The sequence below is a fragment of the Sorangium aterium genome, assembly GCF_028368935.1.
Lineage (GTDB): Bacteria > Myxococcota_A > Polyangia > Polyangiales > Polyangiaceae > Sorangium > Sorangium atrum.
On sequence record NZ_JAQNDK010000001.1, the window covers coordinates 1,444,305 to 1,464,188 of the forward strand.

At 70.0% G+C, this 19,884-nt stretch carries 19 protein-coding genes and 1 tRNA gene; 12 read left to right on the forward strand and 8 right to left on the reverse strand.

Annotation, left to right across the window (positions count from 1 at the left end; genetic code table 11):
- Positions 1-72 precede the first annotated feature (72 nt).
- The 4 genes from POL72_RS05280 to POL72_RS05295 all read left to right on the forward strand — a co-directional run bounded on the left by POL72_RS05280 (position 73) and on the right by POL72_RS05295 (position 3,359).
- Positions 73-1,008: an alpha/beta fold hydrolase gene (locus POL72_RS05280; RefSeq protein WP_272093914.1), complete on the forward strand. Its 936-nt coding sequence runs from the start codon at positions 73-75 to the stop codon at positions 1,006-1,008.
- 48 nt (positions 1,009-1,056) lie between these two features.
- Positions 1,057-1,128: transfer RNA gene (locus POL72_RS05285), tRNA-Thr, on the forward strand.
- 684 nt (positions 1,129-1,812) lie between these two features.
- Positions 1,813-2,763, forward strand: a complete 951-nt coding sequence (locus POL72_RS05290) for a nucleotidyltransferase domain-containing protein (protein WP_272093915.1) — start codon at positions 1,813-1,815, stop codon at positions 2,761-2,763.
- The gene (locus POL72_RS05295; protein WP_272093916.1) at positions 2,760-3,359 is read left to right on the forward strand and encodes a Cap15 family cyclic dinucleotide receptor domain-containing protein; all 600 of its coding nucleotides are present in this window, start codon (positions 2,760-2,762) and stop codon (positions 3,357-3,359) included. The genes POL72_RS05290 and POL72_RS05295 overlap by 4 nt, the downstream gene beginning before the upstream one ends.
- 2 nt (positions 3,360-3,361) lie before the next feature.
- On the opposite strand, the gene POL72_RS05300 is transcribed toward POL72_RS05295, so the two are convergent.
- From POL72_RS05300 to POL72_RS05310, 3 genes are all read right to left on the reverse strand, one after another.
- Positions 3,362-4,624 (reverse strand): FHA and sigma-54 interaction domain-containing protein, encoded by a 1,263-nt coding sequence (locus POL72_RS05300; protein WP_272093917.1) that lies wholly within the window; start codon positions 4,622-4,624, stop codon positions 3,362-3,364.
- 3 nt (positions 4,625-4,627) lie between these two features.
- A complete protein-coding gene (locus POL72_RS05305; protein ID WP_272093918.1) occupies positions 4,628-6,478 on the reverse strand; it encodes a serine/threonine-protein kinase in 1,851 nt (616 codons plus the stop codon).
- Between the two features lie 191 nt (positions 6,479-6,669).
- Entirely contained in the window at positions 6,670-8,250 is a 1,581-nt protein-coding gene (locus POL72_RS05310) for a serine/threonine-protein kinase (RefSeq protein ID WP_272093919.1), read from the reverse strand.
- Between the two features lie 168 nt (positions 8,251-8,418).
- On the opposite strand from POL72_RS05310, the gene POL72_RS05315 reads away from it, so the two are divergent.
- The 3 genes from POL72_RS05315 (at position 8,419) to POL72_RS05325 (ending at position 9,813) form a co-directional block, all read left to right on the forward strand.
- A complete protein-coding gene (locus POL72_RS05315; RefSeq protein WP_272093920.1) occupies positions 8,419-8,724 on the forward strand; it encodes a hypothetical protein in 306 nt (101 codons plus the stop codon).
- Positions 8,721-9,455, forward strand: a complete 735-nt coding sequence (locus POL72_RS05320) for a sigma-70 family RNA polymerase sigma factor (protein WP_272093921.1) — start codon at positions 8,721-8,723, stop codon at positions 9,453-9,455. The genes POL72_RS05315 and POL72_RS05320 overlap by 4 nt, the downstream gene beginning before the upstream one ends.
- 109 nt (positions 9,456-9,564) lie before the next feature.
- Positions 9,565-9,813 carry a DUF433 domain-containing protein gene (locus POL72_RS05325; RefSeq protein ID WP_272093922.1) on the forward strand — a complete coding sequence of 83 codons (249 nt, stop codon included), beginning with the start codon at positions 9,565-9,567 and terminating at the stop codon, positions 9,811-9,813.
- Between the two features lie 151 nt (positions 9,814-9,964).
- On the opposite strand, the gene POL72_RS05330 is transcribed toward POL72_RS05325, so the two are convergent.
- Positions 9,965-10,921, reverse strand: coding sequence for a hypothetical protein (locus POL72_RS05330; RefSeq protein ID WP_272093923.1), 957 nt, complete (start codon positions 10,919-10,921; stop codon positions 9,965-9,967).
- 537 nt (positions 10,922-11,458) lie between these two features.
- On the opposite strand from POL72_RS05330, the gene POL72_RS05335 reads away from it, so the two are divergent.
- The 3 genes from POL72_RS05335 (at position 11,459) to POL72_RS05345 (ending at position 12,923) form a co-directional block, all read left to right on the forward strand.
- Positions 11,459-11,797, forward strand: coding sequence for a transcriptional regulator (locus POL72_RS05335; RefSeq protein WP_272093924.1), 339 nt, complete (start codon positions 11,459-11,461; stop codon positions 11,795-11,797).
- Positions 11,794-12,342: an RNA polymerase sigma factor gene (locus POL72_RS05340; RefSeq protein ID WP_272093925.1), complete on the forward strand. Its 549-nt coding sequence runs from the start codon at positions 11,794-11,796 to the stop codon at positions 12,340-12,342. The genes POL72_RS05335 and POL72_RS05340 overlap by 4 nt, the downstream gene beginning before the upstream one ends.
- A gap of 134 nt (positions 12,343-12,476) precedes the next feature.
- Positions 12,477-12,923: a hypothetical protein gene (locus POL72_RS05345; protein ID WP_272093926.1), complete on the forward strand. Its 447-nt coding sequence runs from the start codon at positions 12,477-12,479 to the stop codon at positions 12,921-12,923.
- A gap of 404 nt (positions 12,924-13,327) precedes the next feature.
- Here the strand turns inward: POL72_RS05345 and POL72_RS05350 are convergent, their stop codons facing one another.
- The 3 genes from POL72_RS05350 to POL72_RS05360 form a co-directional block, all read right to left on the reverse strand.
- Positions 13,328-14,389 carry an IS1 family transposase gene (locus tag POL72_RS05350; protein ID WP_272093927.1) on the reverse strand — a complete coding sequence of 354 codons (1,062 nt, stop codon included), beginning with the start codon at positions 14,387-14,389 and terminating at the stop codon, positions 13,328-13,330.
- Between the two features lie 268 nt (positions 14,390-14,657).
- Positions 14,658-15,518 carry a hypothetical protein gene (locus POL72_RS05355; protein WP_272093928.1) on the reverse strand — a complete coding sequence of 287 codons (861 nt, stop codon included), beginning with the start codon at positions 15,516-15,518 and terminating at the stop codon, positions 14,658-14,660.
- Between the two features lie 662 nt (positions 15,519-16,180).
- Positions 16,181-17,212, reverse strand: a complete 1,032-nt coding sequence (locus POL72_RS05360; RefSeq protein WP_272093929.1) for a synaptic vesicle VAT-1 family membrane protein — start codon at positions 17,210-17,212, stop codon at positions 16,181-16,183.
- Between the two features lie 232 nt (positions 17,213-17,444).
- Here POL72_RS05360 and POL72_RS05365 point away from each other — a divergent pair, with 232 nt between their 5' ends.
- Both POL72_RS05365 and POL72_RS05370 read left to right on the forward strand, forming a co-directional pair.
- On the forward strand, positions 17,445-18,524 hold the full coding sequence (locus tag POL72_RS05365; RefSeq protein WP_272093930.1) for a DUF2169 family type VI secretion system accessory protein: 1,080 nt from the start codon (positions 17,445-17,447) through the stop codon (positions 18,522-18,524).
- A gap of 28 nt (positions 18,525-18,552) precedes the next feature.
- A complete protein-coding gene (locus POL72_RS05370; RefSeq protein WP_272093931.1) occupies positions 18,553-19,023 on the forward strand; it encodes a DUF4150 domain-containing protein in 471 nt (156 codons plus the stop codon).
- Positions 19,024-19,079: 56 nt separating this feature from the next.
- On the opposite strand, the gene POL72_RS05375 is transcribed toward POL72_RS05370, so the two are convergent.
- Positions 19,080-19,883, reverse strand: a complete 804-nt coding sequence (locus tag POL72_RS05375; protein WP_272093932.1) for an Imm49 family immunity protein — start codon at positions 19,881-19,883, stop codon at positions 19,080-19,082.
- Position 19,884 lies beyond the last annotated feature (1 nt).

Below are 19,884 nucleotides of genomic sequence, written 5' to 3' on the forward strand. Positions count from 1 at the left end.
CTGACGGGAGCATCTGCACACGGGAGCGCGCGCGTGGTGCGTAGGTCGTCGGAAATTTGGAACACCAACGGGTTGGATCTCTGCGTCCACCGCTTCCGCGACGACGGCGCGCAGCCGACGGGCCTCACGCTGCTGCTGCTCCACGGCTTCCTCGACGCCGGGAGCACGTGGGACCTCGTGGCCGAGCCGCTCGCGCGGGCGGGGCACGACGTCGTCGCGCCGGACCAGCGCGGGTTCGGTCGGAGCGCCCGCGTCGGCGCGGGCAGCTACTACTACTTCCCCGACTACATCGCCGACGTCGCGGCGCTCGTCGACGCGCTCGCGCCGGCGCGCCTCGGCGTGGTCGGCCACTCGATGGGCGGCGCGGTCGCCGTGTACTACGCGGGCGCGTTCCCTGGCCGCGTCGAGCGCCTGGCGCTGCTCGAAGGCGTGGGGCCGCCGGCGAGCGGCCCCGAGGTCGCCGTCGCGCGCGTCGAGGCGTGGCTGCGCCAGATGGCGGGGCTCGATCGCGCGCCGCGGCGGCTCTCGTCGATGAAGGACGCGATCGCGCGGCTCGTGGCGAACCACCCGCGCGTGCCGCGCGACGTGCTGGCGACGCGCGCGCCGCTGCTCACGCGGGAGGAGCCGGACGGCGGGCTCGCGTGGGCGTACGATCCGATGCACCGGACGACGTCGCCGCTGCTGTTCCAGGTGGAGGCGTTCATGACGTTCCTGGACCGCATCGCGTGCCCGACGCTGCTCGTGAGCGGCGGGCCGACGGGGTGGCACCCGGAGGACGAAGCCGAGCGGGTGGCGAGGCTCAAGCGCGCGGAGCACGTCGAGCTGCCGGACGCCGGGCACATGATGCACTGGTCGGCGGCGGCGGAGCTGGCGGAGCGGCTGGGCGAGTTCTTCGCCGCCGGAGGAGACGCCGGGGGTGCGGCGGGCGCCGTGGGGCAGGGAATCACGGAAGGAGCCGAAGCAGCGAGCGGAACCGGGTCGCTCGAGGACGGAAATAAAAGAGCTTGACTCGGCAGGGCGAGTGGGTAATCTGCGCGCCTCCTCGACGAGAGGCGTGCCACCTTAGCTCAGTGGTAGAGCAACGGTTTCGTAAACCGTAGGTCTCGAGTTCAAATCTCGAAGGTGGCTCAAAGAGAATGCCAGCGTGTTCGCTCGCCGGTGGGTGAGCGGAAGGCCGCTGGCCCTGGATGGTCTGAGCAACGCGACGAGCTCTGTAGCTGGGGAGCTCGTGAACCCGAGATCTACGGTTCACGAAGCCGTCGTTCTACCGGCCGGCGTTCCAGATAGTGCGCCTCTGCTGGGCGCGCTGCTGCAGTCGCTTCTTGTCGCTCGACGTCGAGCGCCCCCTGCGGACGTCGCATCCCCGGGGTGGAGAACTTCGCCACCGCTCCCGAGGCGGAGGCTCCCACCAGCTCGTCCAGAGAGCGACCGCGAGCCCAGTCAGGGCGCAACGCAGACGGAGCTCATGACGAGGCTTGCCGGGAGACCGCTGGCCGCGCGCATGGCTGCGAGCCACGAGGCTGGAACTTTGCGACCGCCATCGCGTCCCTTTCGAGGCGCCGCAGGTCTATCGCCTCGACGGTTTGCCCTCTTGCTTTCGGGCCTGCGCTGATCGCGGACAGCTCGCCGTCTGATCGCGATCCGCCCTTCGCCTGCTCCCAGGCGAGCATCTCCGTGCATTTCGCCCCCGATCGGGCCGGCACGACGGGTGCTGAAGAGCCCGGCTGGGTGCGACAGGCGCGTGCCTGTGCCGAAGCGATGGTCGCTCTGCATTCACGGCAGGCCCGGCGCGCACCCGCGACGGGATGAACCATGTCAAGGAACTGGGATCAGACGCTCAAGGACTGGGCCGAGACGATCGACGCCACCGACGAGGAGCGCGGCAGCCGCGCCCGCGAGGCCATCAAGGAGGCGATTCGCAGCGCGTCGAACCTGAAGCACAAGAAGATCGATGTAGCCGTCACCGGCTCCTACCGGAACAACACCAACACGCGTGCCGACAGCGACATCGACGTGGCCGTCGTGCTGCACGACGTCGCCTTCTACGCATTTCCTGCCGACGGTTCGGTGACGCAGGAGATGCTCGGGCTCCAGGGTTCGAGCTACGCCTTCGACTCCTTCCGCAACGACGTCGAGGCGGCGCTCCGGGCCCATTTCGGCGCCAGCAACGTCGCCGCCGGAAACAAGGCTCTCGACGTCCGCGCTTCCGGCGCTCGGCTCGACGCCGACGTGGCGGTGTTCCTGAAACACCGCCGCTATACCGGCAAGAAAACTGCAGCCGGAGAATGGGAATACTTCGATGGCGTCGAGCTGCGCCCGCGCAACGCGCCCGCGCTGCGCGTCATCAACTGGCCGGACCAGCACTACAAGCGCGGCGTCGCGAAGAACGAGGCGACCAACAGGCGGTTCAAGCGCGTGGTCCGCATCTTCAAGCACCTGCGCGCCGACATGGCCGCGCAGGGTGATCTCGAGCAAAAGAGCGCCGCCGGACAGGTGAGCTCGTTCGTCCTCGAGTGCCTCGTCCACAATGTGCCGGACACGTGCTTCAACCTGGAAGATGGCGGCTATATGAAGGACACGAAGGCTGTCCTGAGCTGGCTGCTGCGCGCCACCCAGCCCGGCGCCGACAGCTCTGCGCTGACGGAGGTGAGCGGGATGCAGCCGCTCTTCCACGGGCCGGCGCGGCGGACGCCAGAGCAGGCCTATGCGTTCCTGAAGGCGGCATGGCGGCGGGTTCGCGGCGCGGAGCTGCTCCCCCGATGAACCGCGCGTCGCTCACGATCCTCGTGCTCCTCGGCGCCGCCATCTGGGCGCTCACCCTGAGCGGGCATGGCTGGGTCCTGCCGCTGTCGTTCTTCACCCCCCTGTCGGCCGTGGTGTCGGCGGTGTCCGTCGTGATTCTGCTCTGGGACGTGTGGCTGTGGCGGCTCGGCCTGCTGCATCCCTGGCCCGTGAGCAGGCCTGTTCTGCGGGGCACCTGGCGAGGCGAGCTCACGCCCGCCAAGGGCGAGGCGCGCACCATCTTCCTCGTCCTCGACCAGGCGTTCTCCAGGATCGAGACCCGGACCTTCACCGCCGAGTCCCGCTCCGCGAGCATCGCCGCGCGTCTCGACAAGGTGGACGGCGAGTTCCTGCTCGCGGCCATCTACCGCAACGATCCTGACCTGCTCCTCCACGATCGCAGCCGTATTCACCGCGGGGCCGTGTGCCTCTGGGTCCACGGGCCCGACCCCACGGAGCTCAGCGGCTGCTACTGGACCGACCGGGACACGAAAGGGCAGCTCCGCTTCGAGCGGGTCTCCCGGCAGCTCTCGAGCGACTTCGCGAGCGCCAGCGCCCTCGCCGCGCGCTCGGCGTAGGTTCAGGCCAGCCCCAGCAGCCTGCGCAGCTTGCCTCGCGATACGCCGAGCCGGCGCGCCGCCTCCGACTGATTGTCCCTGCACTCCGCGAGCACCTGCTCCGCCGCCTCCCGGGTCAGCGCCACCCGGGCGGCGGGCGGGCCGAGCGCCCGCTCGACCGCGTGCTGCGTGAGCGGCGCCGAGGGGCCGATCATCGCCGCGAGGCGCTCCACGTCGCGCACGTTCGCCGGCCACCTCTCCAGCATGAGCCGCTCGACCGCCTCCACCTCGGTCTCCCGCGCATCGAAGGGCGTGCCCCGCCGCTCGCGCAACGCCTGGAGCACGGCAAAGACGTCCTCCGGCCGCTCCCGCAGCGGCAGGAGATCGATCCGAACGAGGAACCGCGCCAGGAGGTCGCGACGGAACGCGCCCCGCTCCACCATGGCCTCGAGAGCCCGGTTCGTGGCGGCGATGAGCGCCACCTCGACCCGGACCGGACGGTCCTCGCCCACCGGGAGGATCTCGCGGTTCTCGAGCAGGCGCAGGATCTTCGGCTGCACCTCGAGCGGCAGCTCGCCGATCTCGTCGAGGAACACGGCGCCCCCCTGGTGCGCCCGGAGCACGCCGCGGCTATCGCCCACAGCACCGGAGTAGGCGCCCCTCTTCCAGCCGAAGAGCTGGCCTTCGAAGACGCTCGCGGGGATCCCCGCGACGTTGACGGCCGCGAACGGCTTGCCCCGGCGCCCGAGGGCCTCGACGACGGCCTCGGCGAGGAGCTCTTTGCCCGTGCCGGTCTCGCCCTGGAGGAGCACATTGACCTCGCGGCGCGCGGCCAGCGCGAGGAGCTCCGCGCGCACCGCGGTGAGACCCCATGGGCCCACGAGGCGACCGAGCGGCGGCGCCGGCGACAGGGCGCCGGTGAAGGCCTCGCGGTAGACCAGAAGCGTTTTGCCGAGGCGCACGACGTCGCCGTCATCGAGGCCCGTCCGCTGCTTCGCGCGGAGCGGAACGCCGTTGAGGTACGTGCCGTTGCGCGAGCCGACGTCCTCGACCTGAAGGCGACCTCCCGTCCGGGAGAAGCTGAGGTGCCGGCCCGACACCTCGGCGTCAGGGAGGCCTGCCGACACGAGCCAGGCGCGGCCGACGACCTCGCCGGACGCGGGGATGGACAGGGCCACGACCCCGGGGAAGGCCGCGAGGAGGACGGGGTGACCGCGCTCCCCGTCGCCCGCCGACGGGGGCCGGTGCTCCTCGGTCGTGGGCTGGGAACGGCTGTCGGCGCGCATGGATCAGGGCCCCTCGCTCGTCCTGGGGTCGAGGTAAACGGCGAGCTTGATATCGTCCCTCTCGGGGTCGTCGATGTACACGTAGAGCCCTCCGCACAGCGCCGAGACGAGCACAGGCGGGCTCTTCACGCGCCCCGGCAGGTACGCGCTGCCATCGATGGAGAACTGGATCCTCATGTCCTCGACGTCCTCGGTGGTCACTGCGAGGCGATTGACCTCGTCGCCATTCCGCGACCCGATCTTGAAGAACGGCGCACACACGGGCGGATCGCCGATGCGCATGCACACTTTGGAGTAAGGGCGGGACCTGGTCATGTCCTGTGCGTCGGGACCGAACACGCTCGACAAGCGCAACCACCACAGCGCGGCTCTGGGCAGCGACGGAGCCGCGCCGGTGCACCGGGGGCAGCGGAGCTTCGTCGGCCCCTTGCATACCAAGTGCGAGGGGCAACACGCCTCGATCTCCGGGGTGCTCGCGGCTGGCACCTGGGGTGGCTCCGGCACCGTCGACGGGAGCGTCACCGACGCGGCGGACGGGGGCGAGAGCGGCGGGATGCTCCCTGCCATCGGCTCCTCTCGCGAGGCGACGAGGGAGACGAGGAGCTCGGTCCCGCCGCCCGCGATCCATGCCGTCGCGGCGCCGATCACCGAGATCACGAGAGCGAGCGTCGCGAGCCGCCACCCGTTTCGCCTTCCGGCCGGCGATAAGCCATGCGCAGGCGGGGCAGGCGGCGGGGAGAGGTCCTGCGGCGGCGTGATGATCACGCTCGCAATCGGCGGCGGCGCCATCTTCGCCGGTTGCGTCGCGGGCACGGGCGCGCCCCGCGGCGGCGTCATCTTCGCCGGTTGCGCGATGGCCACGGCCGGGACCGGCGGCGACGTCATCGGTGTCGTCGCCACCTGGTGCGGCAACGTCGGCGCGGACAGCAGCGGTGACAGTGGCCCTGCTGCCGCGGGTACGCCGGCTGCCTCCGGATTGGCGTGCGCAGCGCTCGTCCGCAGGATCTCCAGCAGCGCCGCCCCGTTCGCCGGCCGCTGGAGCGGCGACAGCGCGAGACTGGCCTCCACCGCCGCGCCCCACGGCCCGGCGAGCCCCCGCGGCGGCCACACGATGCGCCCCGCCTGCGCGGCTTTGTAAGCGCGTGCGTAATCGACAAGCGTCGCGCTCGACGCAAGGCCGGTGGGGTGATTGTGGAACAGGACCTCCCACGCCATGATGCCGAACGCGAACAGATCGCGCGAGGGTCCCTCGGCTCGGCCCCACGTCGCCGGATCGACGAGCTCCGGCGCCATGTACGGGATCGTGCCCACCACCGCCCCCAACGACGTCAACGGCCGCGGATTGCCCGCCGACGCCGCGATGCCGAAGTCGAGCAGCTTGACCGCGCCAGGTCGCCGCGGGTCGGACCAGAAGCCGTCCGCGAGCAGCACGTTGTCCGGCTTCAGATCGCGGTGCACGAGCCCCGCGCCGTGCACGTACGCGAGCGCCGAGGCGACCTGCTCGAGCGCGGCCAGCGCGCGCTGGCCGTCCAGCTGACCGTCGCTCGCCGCCACGGCCAGCGACCGGCCCCGCACGAAGTCCATCACCAGGCCCACGAGCCCAGCGTGCATATCCTCGAAGAAGCCGTGGCAGGCGACAAGCGCCGGGTGCTTCGCCGACGCGAGGATCTTGGCCTCGCGCCGGGCGCGGTCGAAGCTCTGCCGCCCGGCCTCCTCGAGGCGGACGAGCTTCAGGGCCCGGACCACGCCGCCTTCCCGCGGATCGATAACCTTCCACACCGCGCCCTGCCCGCCCTCGCCGAGAGGCTTCACCAGCGTGTAGTGATCGACCCGATCGCCTGCGCGGAGCCGCATCCTGCCCCCTTACCCGCGCGCTGGCTGCATTGCCTGCAGCTCGCCCCACGCCACGATCATGACAGCCCCCTCCGCCGGCCTGCGCTCCTCCCCCTCCGGCGCGGTAAATAGCGCACCAGCGAGAGCCACGGGACCGCTGTCGCTGATCTTTGCCATCGTGGATCGGCGGATCGCTGGCATAGGGTACGGCCTTATACCTCCACGAGCGTAACCACGAGAACGGCAAGGAGCGCCACGAGACCGAGCAGCAGCGCCACGACCAGCCCCCCTCTCGTCCGAGAAAGCGCCCCCCGCGTCGCCCTCAGGCCGGCGCCAGCCTTCGCCTGCTCCCAGGGTTCCGTCCTCGCCAACCGCTCTCCCGCCGTGACACCCGCCATGAGGGCGGCCACCCCTTCCCACGTCTCCGTGCTCATCGGCGAGCCCGCCCCCGGCCCGACCGCGGCCGCTCCGTTCTGCTTCTCCGTGCTCACGAGCGCGCCCGTCCACATCGCGCGCGCCGCCGCTCCCGGCGCAATCTGCGCCTCGACCTCGGTCCCCGCTGCCCCGCCCTCCCCCGGCAGCGTCGGTGAAGGTGCCGTCTCCGCGCCAGCTTCGCTCCCGGTCCCAAGCGCGTTCCCCGCGCGCGCCGCACCGAGCCCCCACGCCGGCTCGACCCTGAACCGCTGCGCCATCGCCAGCCTGCTCCGCGCATCCGCGCCCGGCGCCGCGCTCCCCGGCATCACGCCCTGCCCCGGCATCACGCCCTGCCCCGGCAGCGCCGCCGCCAGCTGGACCGTGCTCGCTGCCCTCTCCTCCCGAGGTGTCCCCGCGCGCTCCCGGATCGCCCGCTCCCTTGCCGCGTCCGCCGCCTCGCTCAGGAGCTGCCGCGCGCCCGCGTCGTCCGCGGCCCTCTCTGCCGTCACCGCGTTCCGCGCCACCTCGCGCAGCGCCGCCGCGAGCTCCGCCGCCCGCGCAAACCGCCCTTCGGGCCGCTTGGCAAGGCACCTGGCCACCGCGGTCCAGAGCGCCTCCGGACAGCCCGGGAGCACCTCCGGCAGGGGCGTCGCTTGCAGGTGCACGTGCGCCGCCTGGATCTCCGTCTCCCCGATGCCCGACGCCTCGTCGAGCACCGCGTACGGGTGCGCCCCGGCCAGCATCTCGTACAGGACCACGCCCAGCGCATACAGATCCGCGCGCGCGTCCACGGCGCCCCCGGCGACCTGCTCCGGGGCCATGTAGCGCGACGTCCCGACCGCCCTCCCTTGCCCTGTGAGCCCGAGGCCCACGCCCCGCGCGTCCTTCGCCACGCCGAAGTCGACGAGCCGCGCGCGCACGCCGTCGCTCACCAGGATGTTCTCGGGCTTCACGTCGCGGTGCACGAGGTCGGCCTCGTGCGCCGTCGAGAGCGCGTCCGCGATCTGGATCGCGTAGTGGAGCGCGCGCACCGCATCGAGCCGCGCGCCGCCCGCGATGATCTCCCGCAGCGGCACGCCCGAGGCGCGCTCCATCACCATGAAGAGCCGCCCGTCCGCGGCCCTGCCGGCGTCGTACAGCCGCACGATGTTCGGGTGCGCGACCCGCGCGGCGAGCTTCGTCTCCCGGAGGAAACGCTCGGCGTAACGCGCCTCCCCCGCGAGGGAGCGGTGGATGATCTTGATCGCCACCGGCCGCTCCAGCGCCGTGTCGACGGCGGCCCAGACCTCGCCCATCCCGCCGCGTCCGAGGAGGCGATCGATCAGGAAGCGCCCCTGGAACAGCGCTCCGGGGCTCAGCGGCTCATCGACGCTCGTCACCTCGCGACACCCTACCTCGCAGCAGCCGACGATGGCGAAAGAGCGCCCCCGCCCTCCTCGCTTCTCGGCCCTTGTTGACCCTCCCTGGGAAAGGTAGCGTCGGGTGTCCATCGCGCGAAGCGCGCCGAGCGCATGCAGCGCCAGCGGGCAGCGCGCCCCCGGAGCCCGATGTCGAGCCCCCGCCCCGACCCCGATGACGGCGATCCGACCCTCGAGGCCCGCGTCGCCCACGCCGTCGCGCCGTACGCCGATCTCCTGCCCGCCGAGGATCTCGAGGCGCTGCGCGCGCTGACCGCGCGCTTCCTCGCGACGCACCCCGTCGCCGCCCTGCTCGTCGACCGGCTCCGCCCGCGCACGCCCCCCGCCGCGAGCGGCGAGGTCGACCGGCGCGAGCCCGCGGCGCTGGCCGAGGCGGCGCAGCGGCTCGCGGCGAAGGCGGGCGCCAAGGGGCGAGGGCAAGGCGGCGCTCGATGAGCCACGGCGACCGGCCGCGGAGGCCCCTGAGCCCTGACCAGCAGGCGCTCGTCGCGGAGGCCGTGCCGCTCGTCGAGAGGCTCTGCGGCCACTTCCTCCGGCGGACGCGCGCGCACTACGTGGCCGACGATCTCCGCTCCGCCGCGGTCCAGGCGCTCCACGAGGCCGCGCTCGGCTTCGATCCCGCCCGCGGCGTCCCCTTCCAGGTCTACGCGTGGCGGCGCGTCGACGGCGCGCTGTCGGACGCCCTGCGGCAGGAGTCGAAGCACTGGCGCGCCGCCCGCGAGGACGGCTACGACGCCGCCGAGGCGGCGCAGGACACGAGCGACGTGCTCGCCGACGGCGACGCCGAGACGATCGCGCAGGCCGACGGGATGGCCGACCAGGTCGCGGCCGCCGCGGTGCTCGGCCTCGTCGGCCGCGCGCTGACAGCGCAGGGCGAGGAGGGCGAGCGGCTCCGCGCCACGTACGACCGCGCCATCCGCGCGGTGGAGGCTGCCCTGTCGCGGCTCCCGGACGAGGAGCGGCGCGTCCTCGTGCTCCGCCACGTCGAGGAGCGGACCTGGCAGGCGATCGGCGCGGCGCTCGGCTGCTCGGAGCGGACCGCGAAGCGGCGCAGCGCGGAGGCCCAGAGGCGGTTCGCCGCCGCGCTGCGAGCGGATCGGGAGCGCGCGCAGGGCGGCGCCGCAGCGCCGGATCGGGTGGGGCTGGCTGGCGCGACGTCCGGGTGAGCCCAGGAGCTCCCGAGGACGAGTCCGTGACGCAGCCCGCCGATGGCGGCCTCGCGAGCAGCGGCTCGATCGTGCCCGCTCCAGCTAGGCTGGAGTCGTCGGAGGGACCATGACAGACCAGAGCCTGCTCGAGCGCATCACCGCGCAAAGCGACATCATGGATGGGAAGCCGGTCGTGCGCGGTACTCGGCTCACGGTGCCGTTCCTCCTGGGCCTGCTCGCCCACGGCGCCACTGTGGACGAGATCCTCGAGGAGTACGAAGGCCTGAGCCGCGAGGATATCCAGGCCTGCCTGCTCTTCGCCAGCCGCTCCCTGGAGCAGACATCGTTCCTGCCGAGCTTGATGGAAGCGAGCTGAGTGCCGTTCCTCGCATCGTCCGCTCGTAGCGTCGGTCAGGCGGCGCCGTCAGCAGAACGATGTGTCGCGGGCGGGGAGCCTGGAAGCGCTTCGCTTCGCCGCCGCGCTGCACGCTAACCGGGAGCGCGCAGCGCAGCGCCTCGGCACCAGCTCAGCCAGGGCCCTCCGTCACGAACTCCGGGACGACAGGCGTCGCCCCCGGCTCCTCCCCGCTGCCACTCCCACCACCGCCTCCGCCATCACCGCGCCCGTCCCCCTCGCCTCCCTTCGGCGCCTCCTTCCTCGACGACCGGGCCGAGTTGGGCCTGCCCACCGCGAACAGGGACGGGAACCGCTCCTGGGTGCGCGAGCTCTTCCGCCATAGCCACAGCGCTGCCGCCCGCACCTCCTCGTAGCGCAGGCAGAGCAGCGTCCAGACCCGCACGTACCGGTCGAAGGCCTGCCGGGCCCTCGGCGTCATCGCCGTCGAGAGCTTCTGGATCATCGCCCCGGCCAGCTCCCGCGCGCGCGCCGCGTCGTCGGCCCGGTAGTGCTTCGGGTCCGTCTTCACGACGTCGGCGCGCAGCTCGTAGAGCCGCGCGTAGCCGAGCAGATCGTTCGCGAGGTCGCGGTGCCCGGTGCCCGGCCGCAGCCGGTCGAGCTCCGGCTTGATCGCAGGGTCGTCCGCGAGCTGGTACTCGCACAGCGCCTGCATGCGCGCCTCGACCTCCAGCCCCTCGATGACCAGCGCGACCGGCAGCCGCGCCTCCGTCTCGAGCGCGCCGGCGGCCCGGGCCTCCGCGAGCGCGTGCAGCGCGGCGAAACACGCGAGCTCCAGCTCGTCGACGTGCGTGACGTCGAACTCCTCCTTCGGAAGCCGTGCGAAGCGCGCGCGCACGTCGGGAGAGGACACGAACCCGACGACGCCGAGCGCCGCATACGTGGCCGCCTCGACATCGATCCTCACGGTGATGAGCTCGGCCTCGGCGAGGCGGTCGAGCTCCGGAGCGAGCGCCTCTAGCGCCTTCTTGCCAGCCGCGGGATCGTAAATGGGCGGAGTGTAGGATGGCTCTCCAGAGGCGGCAGCAGCGGTCGCGGAGCGCTTCTTCGACTTCGTCACAGCAGGCATATCTCTCCTCCTGAAATCTCCTCGGAAAGGGAGTCTGTTGGTTGCGTTCGACCCGAGCGGTCGCCGCGCCGCGCAGACCGCGCGAGCGAACGATGGACCAGGGCCACCGGGACCGAGCGCGTCGCGCGAAGGGGATCCATCGCCCGGCGTCCTTCCGTCCCGTCGAGGAGATCAATCGGGAGCGCGACCCCGATCGGGTCACGAAAATCGACCAGGGTCGGTCGATTTCTTTGCGGCTCCGTCGGGCACGGGCCCTGCCTGCGCAGAGGTCCGTCAACACGAGAAAGATGATACCTAAACGGCTCTCGACAGCCTCCGCCCAGAGTTTCAACTCTGCCGGCGGCTCTCGACAGGTGGTGTCCGGAATAGCCGCTCTCCCAACCCGAGTGTCCGGAACCTGAAAATGCAGTGTCCGGAATGCTGATATCTGTTGTGACCTCGTGATCGGTCCGTAGGCTTCCGCCGGAAGAAGTGCGGGACGCGACGCCTGGCAGCGTCCGTCCCGCGTGGCCGAACCCCGCGTCAACGAGGTCCGACATGCTCACGGTAGTCCAGCCGCCCACCGGCGGCCAAGGCGAAGGTGCGCCCGCACGGCGCCGTCGCCCCCGTTCCCCCGCGCTCCTCCTGACCGACGTGGAGCGCATGCGGCTCCGCGCCGCCGTCCGCAACCTGCGCGCCTTGTACGGCACCTGGGCCTGCTTGGCCGAGGTGATGGGCGTCAGCGCCGGGTCGCTCCAGCAGCTCGCCAGCGGCAACGGCGGCTCGCATGCGATGGCCCTGCGCGCTGCGAAGGCCGCCGGGACCACGCTAGATCGCATCCTGGGCCGCCCCGTCGCGGCTGACCGCTGCCCGCACTGCGGCCGGGGTGCCCCATGAACCCGTGGGGCCCGTACGACGGCCCCGCTCGCGTCCTGACCATCGCCGAGATCGGCGCGCAGGAGCCGCACATCCGCTCCGCGCTGCGCGGCCTCGGCGTGCCCGCCGTCGACATCGACGACGTGCTCCAGGACGTCGTGCTCGGGGCATGGATCAGCTCGCAGGCCGGTCGATACAGACCCGACCCTGCGCGCGAGCCGCTGGACGCGCTGAGGCGCTGGCTCTTCGGCGTGTGCCGGTTCCACTGCACGCACTACCACAAACGCGCGTTCCGTCGGCGAGAGGTGCCGGTCGACGACCCGTGGGCGACCACGGGTGAGGAGCGCGCCGACCCTTGGCACGTCGGTGAGCGCATCGACGCGGCGAAGGCGCTCATGGCGATCGCTGCGATGCCGCTCTGGGCCCGAGAGGTGCTCGTCTTGGCGGCGCTCGGGCACGGCGGCACCGAGATCGCCGGCATCCTGCGCATCCCGCTCGGCACCGCGGGCAGCCGGCTGCGGCTCGCGCGGGCTCGCCTCGCTCGGAAGCTCCGACGGCGGCGGTAGTCCGCCGCTCCCCGCCGTCATCGCGCCCGTACCCCTCCTCCCACCACACCCTGAACGCCTGCCGCTGCACAGGTGGTTAGTTACCCGGTTTCGTCGACCGCGATATGTCTCTGCGACATCGCATCGGAGGAACCGTGCCCACGCTCAAAGAAATAGAGAAAGCGATCTCGTCGCGCACCAACAAAGACGAGAGCCTAAACATGAAGGCTTTGCGCATCGTGGATAACCTAGTTGCGGGCACAGCCATGGCGCTTCAGTGCGAAGTCGAGGGTGTGTGCAGACTCAAGCAAATCTCTCTCCGTGCAGACACCGGAGACGAGTACGTCAGCGACTTCGTGACAAAGAACCAAGGCAAGTACGCGTTTGTCATTGAAGTGACTGTGCTATCAACAACAATCGCTGTTCCTCTCCAGCTCACGCCGAACTTTAACACGCTCGGGTGGCATATCCCGAGGCTGACGCCGTCTGGAATTCTGCGAGAGTTCACATCCAAGGATTCGCCCGAGTCCCTGGCGGACATCTGCGAGCAGATCACCAGAAAAATTATGCAGTCGGCTCTTGAGAACGTGAGTACGAAATGAACTCGCCATCGCAAACAATCATAACCCAGTCGCGCGGATCTGTTACTGGCATATACGCGTAGATGCGCCAGGCGTCGTCGAACAGCGGCAATTCTGCGCCAGTCGCAGTCTCCCGGTAGCATCCTACCGTCAGGCCGTGCCGCACGATGGGCCTCATGGACTCCGTCGAGTCCAGTTCGATCGTGGCCAGCACTGCTCCAGATTTTGAGTGTAGGCAAAGCTGCTCTTTCTGCGATCCGCTGATGTGCGGCGAAGCGTTTGCCACTGATCGCCAGGCATCTTCCAGCGCACGGCTCATCGGGCACCCCCGGCGCAAAGTGCCTCGGTTGTTGCAATTGCCGGCACCACCATCTCGTGAAACATCGAGTAGTATGGCCCGTTGGCGCTTCACAAACAAGCGGATATTACTCGCCATCTCCAAACAGGTTGAGTTGCGTCATCCGCCGCGGCTCAGGCGCTTGCGGCGGGTCTTGCGGTGGCGTCGGCCCGCGGGGAGCCACAGGCGCAGCAGGCGCGCTTCCGACCAGCCGCAGGAACCCGCGCCCGTTGGGCAACTCGCGAGCGGGCGCAGGCGTCTCGCCGGGGCGAGGCTGCAACTTGAGCGGCTGCGGCACGGGCGGCGGCGCCTCCTCCTCCTCGGCCATGGCCGCGGTGACGAGCTCGGCGAGCGTCCACGGTCGCTCTGCGAGACCAGCCGCTACGGCCGGCGTGGCGCCGAGCGTGCCGTGGACGCGCACCCAGTTGTAGACGGCGATGCCGAGGCCGACCGCGGCACGGTGCCCGCGCAACGTCTTGCTGAAGGCCAGGCAGAGGCGGCGCGTCCTGCCGACCGTGTGACGTGTCTGGAGGTTGAAGCGCTCGACGTAGGACGTCGACATGAGCTCGTCCTTGGGCGCGCCGAAGATCGGCGTCTTGGTGACGAACGGGTTCCGAGGCGGCTCGTAGCGATGATCGGGCGAGCGCTGCGGCCCGCCGCGATAGTTCTTGACGCACTGGGCGTAGTCGGCCGAGCCGCGGAAGCTGGCGGCCATCGCCTCGATGTACGGCTGCCAGCCGTCGCTCGTGATGTGCGGCACGACCGTGAGCCGCGAACGTAGGTCCTTGATGAACGTCTCCGTGTTCTCGCCGTCGCGCTTGCCGACGTGGAAGGAGATGGCGAGCTTCGTGTTCGCGTCCAGTGCGACGTAGAGGTACGCGTCGCCGTGCTCGGCGGCGTCCTTCTCGGTCACGCGGGCCTGCTTCTTCTGGACGAAGCTCCACATCTCGTCCATCTGGATCACGTGCGCCGCTAGGTTGCGCACCTTGCGGCTGTGGAGCCGGATGCAGCCCTCTCCGAGGCGGAGCGCCAGGGCCATCACGGTCCCCTTGTCGACGTCGACCATGCGCGCGACGGAGCGGATCGAGTTGCCTTCCACGAGAGCGGACGCGATGCGGACACGCGTCTCCAGCGGGAGCGGTGCGGGCACGACGGGCCTTGCCTCTCTCCCTGGGCCGGCCCATCATGCGGCTGCGACGCGCGCTCTGTGGGCCACCACAGGGTGTGTTGCAGCCCCGCTCCCGGTTGCAGCCGAGAGCGGGGCGCTTTGCTGAGTGGCCCTTAAAATAACACGAAACGCCTATGTTTCCCGGCGTTTCTGAGTAGCTAGGACACGGGTTGTCCTAGCTCTCATGCGCGATTACAGCCTGTTTGACGGCACTTCTTGGAGCGGCGGCTCGCTCCGCGCGCGGCCTCCGTCATGCCGCGCTCTGGACCTTCTTCTTGGCCAGCTTGGGCGGGTCCTCGGCCAGGTCCTTGAGGATGAGGTCCTTGTAGTGATCGTCGTACAGGTAGCACGGCACATCGGCTACATCGGACCCTGGTTTCTTGTCCATGATGGTCTTGCAGTGCGGCTCCTTGCCCCTGATCCCGAGCTTCGTGATCCGGATGCCGACCATCTGCCGGCTCACTCCGGCCAACCTCGCGATGTCGTCGGGGCGGTGCCACTGCCCTCCGGGCAGTGCGGGCAGCACGTCGGCCGCGCGCTGGCCCGTCAGGAGGCGCAGCCCATGGGCGAGGGCGGCGTCCTTCGACTCTTGGGAGACCGCGGGCGACATGAGTTCGACGATGCGGGTGATGACCCTCGCGCGTTCGAGTTCAGCGTCTCGCGTGTCGTTGGCCGGCTGCCGAACCGCCGACAACTCGCTGCGCCGTGCGGCCATATAGACCGCGATCAGCTCCCTGGTGATGGCGATGGCTGTTGGCGTCTCGCTCTTCGTGACGATGAAGAGCGCAGCGGCCTCGGTGAGCCAGTACTCGGTACCTGGCCGACCACCCTGCGGGGAGGTTCGCCCCACCGTGGGGCGAACCTCGGAATCATTGAGGTTTCCGGCTTCGCGGTGCCGCTCGATCAACTCCCGTATCTTTCTCGGCCGCTCGTACTCGAGCCGATCAGCGAGGTCGACGTCCCTCACCAGCGGCTCATCCTCGCCGTCGCGGAACCCCACCGTCCACCCGTTCACCTCACGCAGAACCAACTCGCTCGATCCACCCATACCCGAACCTCCGCTGCGCCCGCCGTTGTCCGTCGTCGCGCCGATCGCGATCTCCGGCAACACGTCGCCTACGGTGTCACTAGCCCGATCGCCCCCGATGCGGGATGGCGCGTCAAAATCGGCGACAAAACGGCTGGATTTGAGCGAGCAGCACGCGGGCGCTGGCCGATCGATCGACCGCGCTTCACGAGAAGGACGACGACACTGGCTCCTTCACCCGACAGATTCAGAGATTTGTCAAGAACAAACGCAGGACGGCGCCGTCGGCGGGACGGACCGTGCTCGGCGGGGGCGTCTGCCGACTGGGCATCGCCTCAGATTCGCTTCAGTGGAACGGGGTGTCCGGGATGCGCCGCGCGAGTGTCCGGAATGCGGATGGCGACGATGTGGTTCCGGACATCACCTCTCGACAGCCTCCGCCCAGAGTTTCAACTCTGCCGGCGGCTCTCGACAGCCTCCGCCCAGAGTTTCATCTCTCCCGGGAGCCTCTCGACAGCCTCCGGGTCGATCAGATCCGCCCGGTGGCGAGCGCGGTCTGGGCGAACAGGTCGGCGTGCCGGGCCACGGTAAGCACGCGGAGCTCGGCGTCAGCGTTCATCAGCAGATCCTACCGCTTGCCGGCCCATGCGGCGACTGCATGGCGGCGCTCCGACCAGCAGCGAGAGAGACCGAAGGCGCGATGCGCGCGATGCGAACGAGCCTTGGCCTCCTTCCAGCAGCCACCGCTACATCGTCAGCACCAGCTTGCCCACGGTGCTGCCCGACTCGATCGCCCGGTGCGCCTCGCCCGCTCTCTCCAGCGGGAACGTCTTCACCGGCGGCGCCGAGAGGCGCCCCTCGTCCAGCCAGCCCACGAGCCGCTCCATCGCCTCGCGCAGGATCTCCGTCTTATTGAACAGGTACGAGAGGTTGAAGGCCAGCACGCTCTTGTTGTCGTTGCAGAGATCGAGCGGGTTGAAGCGCGGCATCCGGAGGAAGTCGACAGCGAGCTTCGGATAGCTCGGGCGGCCGCCCTGCCGCGGAAGCATCGTGTGGAAGCCGTACACGACGAGCTTGCCGGCCGAGGCCACGTGCCGGTAGCTCTGCCGCAGCGTCTCGACCCCGTTCGCGTCGAGGATCACGTCGTATCCCTCGGGCGCGAGCCGCTCCGCCGCCGCCCAGAGCGGCTCGCTGCTCTTGTCGATCACCGCGTCGGCCCCGAGGCGCCTCGCCGCCTCGACCTTGTGCGCCGCGCCCACCACGCCGACCACCCGGCAGCCGGCGATCTTGCCGAGCTGCACGAGCGCGCTGCCGACGCCGCCGGCGGCCGAGTGCACGAGCAAGGACATGCCCGGCCGCAGCCGCACGAGCTCGAAGAGCGCATAGTACGCCGTCATGAACACCGCCGGGAAGCCGGCCGCCTCCTCCGGTGTGAGCCGCGCCGGCAGCGGGAAGACCTGGTGGCGCGGGACCGCGACGCGCGAGGCGTAGCCGCCGAAGCGCGTCACGCCGAAGACGGGCGCCCCGGGCGCAAGATCGGAGATGCCCTCGCCAAGCGCGGCGACGGTGCCGGCAAACTCGAAGCCGGGTGTGATCGGCCAGCCGACGTACTTCTTCGCCGACTCGTAAAGGCCCATGCGGACGACGCAGTCGGCGTAGTTGACGCCAGCCGCCCGCACGTCGACGAGCACCTCGCCGCGCGCCGCGGTCGGGTCGGGGTGCTCCTCGACGCGGAGCTTGTCGTGGCTGCCAGGCTCGTGGACGACGATCTTCCGCATGGGCACCTGCTCGGTTGACGTGGCCTCACCACGGGTCGGACACCTCGGAGACGGCGACCGCGGTTGTACACCGATCGGGGCGGGAGAGCGCGGCAAAGCGGCCCGCTCCTGCGCTCACGGGTTGCGCACCAGCCGCGGCGGCGAGCCGCGCGTAGTGCGCTGAGCCGGGGGAAAAAGAGAGCCGCGCTGCACCTGTTGCGCCGATCTGGCGGATCGGAGATCCTCTCGATGCATGGGGCATCCCGCGGTCGACAACAAGACGCCGTTTGCCCTGGAGCCTCTCTTCGTGACCGACGAGGAGGGGCGCCCGCTCCTCGTCGCGCTGGTGCAGGCGACCTTCGACCTGCACCCGGTACGCGGCGTCGAGCGCGCCGAGCAGCAGCCGCCACCGAGCCTCGCCGGGGAGTTGTGGGGGGCCGACGCCGCCACGTCGAGCTACAAGATCGAGCCGACGTTCGCCTTCTTCAAGCCCGCGACGGACGTTGTCTTGATCGGCCATGCGCAGGCGCCGCGCCATTCCGTCCCGGAGCTCCAGGTCGTGTTCCGCGTCGGTCCGGTCGGGAAGGCCGTGCGGGTCCTCGGCGATCGGGCGTGGGTCCGTAACGCGGGAGGCCTCGTCCCATCGCGACCGCGGCCGTTCGATCGAGTCCCGCTCAACTACGAGCACGCCTTCGGTGGCTGGGACCGTACCCACCCTGATCCGGCAAAGCATGCGCTCGAGCCGAGGAACCCCGTGGGAATCGGCTTCCGCGCGCCGAACGCGGCCGTCGAGGAGGGTCTGCGCTTGCCGAACATCGAGGATCCGAACGATCCGCTGCAGCATTACGGGCAGGTTGTCGCACCAGCGGGACTCGGGTTCGTCTCGCCGGACTGGCAGCCCCGGGCCACGCTCGCCGGGACCTACGATGAGGCCTGGACCAAGGAACGGATGCCGCTCCTGCCGAAGGATTTCGATCGGCGGTTCTTCAACGCGGCCTCCAAGGGGCTCGTCGCACCGGGATACCTGAGGGGCGACGAGCCGGTGCTCGTGGAGAACGCGTCGCCGTTCGGGAGGCTCTCGTTCCGGCTGCCCGGGCTCAGCGCCCCGAGGTGCCGGGTAGAGCTCGTGCGGCAGGAAGACGCGCAGGTGGAGCTGCGGTTGGATACGGTGATCGTGGACACCGACGCCGATCGCGTGATGACGCTGTTCCGCGGGTACGTCGCGCTGCGGGATGGGCCGCACGACGTGCGCACGATCGCGATCGAGGAAGATCTGGGCGCTGTCAGGAGACAGGTCCCCTCGGGCTGGTCCCGGGAGGGAGCTCGACCGTAGTGAACGCTGGCATCTCGAGGAGACGGCGATGGGCGTGACGGTAGGCGTGAACATGATGTCGGTGGTCCACGCGAAGAGCAACGGGATCACCATCGCATTCCCGGACGTCTGCAAGACCCCGGCGCCCCCCGCGCCGCCCCTGCCGATCCCCTACCCGAACATCGCCAAGAGCGGCGACACGGCCAAAGGCACGAAGAAGGTGAAGTGCGACGGGGAGTCGGTCTGCGTCAAGGACTCGAACTTCAGCACGAGCACCGGGGACGAGGCCGGCTCGCTCGGCGGGATCGTGTCGAGCAAGACCAAGGGGAAGGCGGAGTTCGTTAACTTCTCGTTCGACGTGAAGTTCGAGGGGAAGAACGTGGCGCGGGCGTTCGATCTGATGCTGCACAACGACAAGAACACGCCGCCGTTCCCGGTGATGCAGGGGCCGGTGGTGGTGATCCTGCCAGCAGGGCCGGCGCCGAAGCGGGTGTGCGCCGCGTGCGAAAAGGAATTCTGAAACAGCGGCCGAGCCCGCTGTGCACGTGCACGGCGGCCGATTGGGCCGCACGGACGTCAGGCCAGGCCCTCGATCGCCGCGAAGAGATCCTCGACGGAGTGACTGGCCCAGGGCAGACGCGCGATCCTGGGGCAGCGGGCCAGCTCGCCGCTCACCTTCATGCCCAGAAGCTCGGCGATTTTGATGAGCGCCAGGCCCTCGAGGGAGAGATAACTGCGCGGCCAGTACACGACGTCACCCTCACGCACAGCCGCTGAATCACGAGCTTCGTCGTTCCTCGCCGCCTCCTCGCCCAGCAGCGCCGATACCGACACGTCGAACCCCTCCGAGTCCCTTGCCACCAGCGCTCGACATACTTCATACCGCGGCGATCGCCGATTTTCCAGGGAGCGCTCGAAGCGCGTCAGGAGCACCGGTGCGTCGGGCGGTGGGGATGTACCCGGGTTCTGCAGCATCCTGTGAAGCAGCAGGAAGAAGCAATGGTCATCCTCGTATTCCCAATCGGGATTCCACACTTCGGTCGACTCGTCCGCGATCTGGCGCGCTAGCGCAAGGTCGCCGGCGACGACGGCGTCGAGGACGGAGTTCGTCCGGTTGAGCGCCAGGTGCCTGTCGCGCACGTTGCCCTCCGCGCGCGAGCGCCGCAAGAAGTACCGCCGTGAATGCCCGCTGCGGATCAGGTTCGTACGAAACTCGCCGACATCCGCGAACTCGAGCAGGTGACAGATCCCGAGAGCTCCGAACTGGGCGGCGAGCTCATCAAAGATATCGCCGAGTTCTGCAATGGGCGCCTTGCCGACGCAGAGCATGTTGTAATGAATCTCGGAGACCAGCTCCGCATGAACGTCGGCAATATCCATC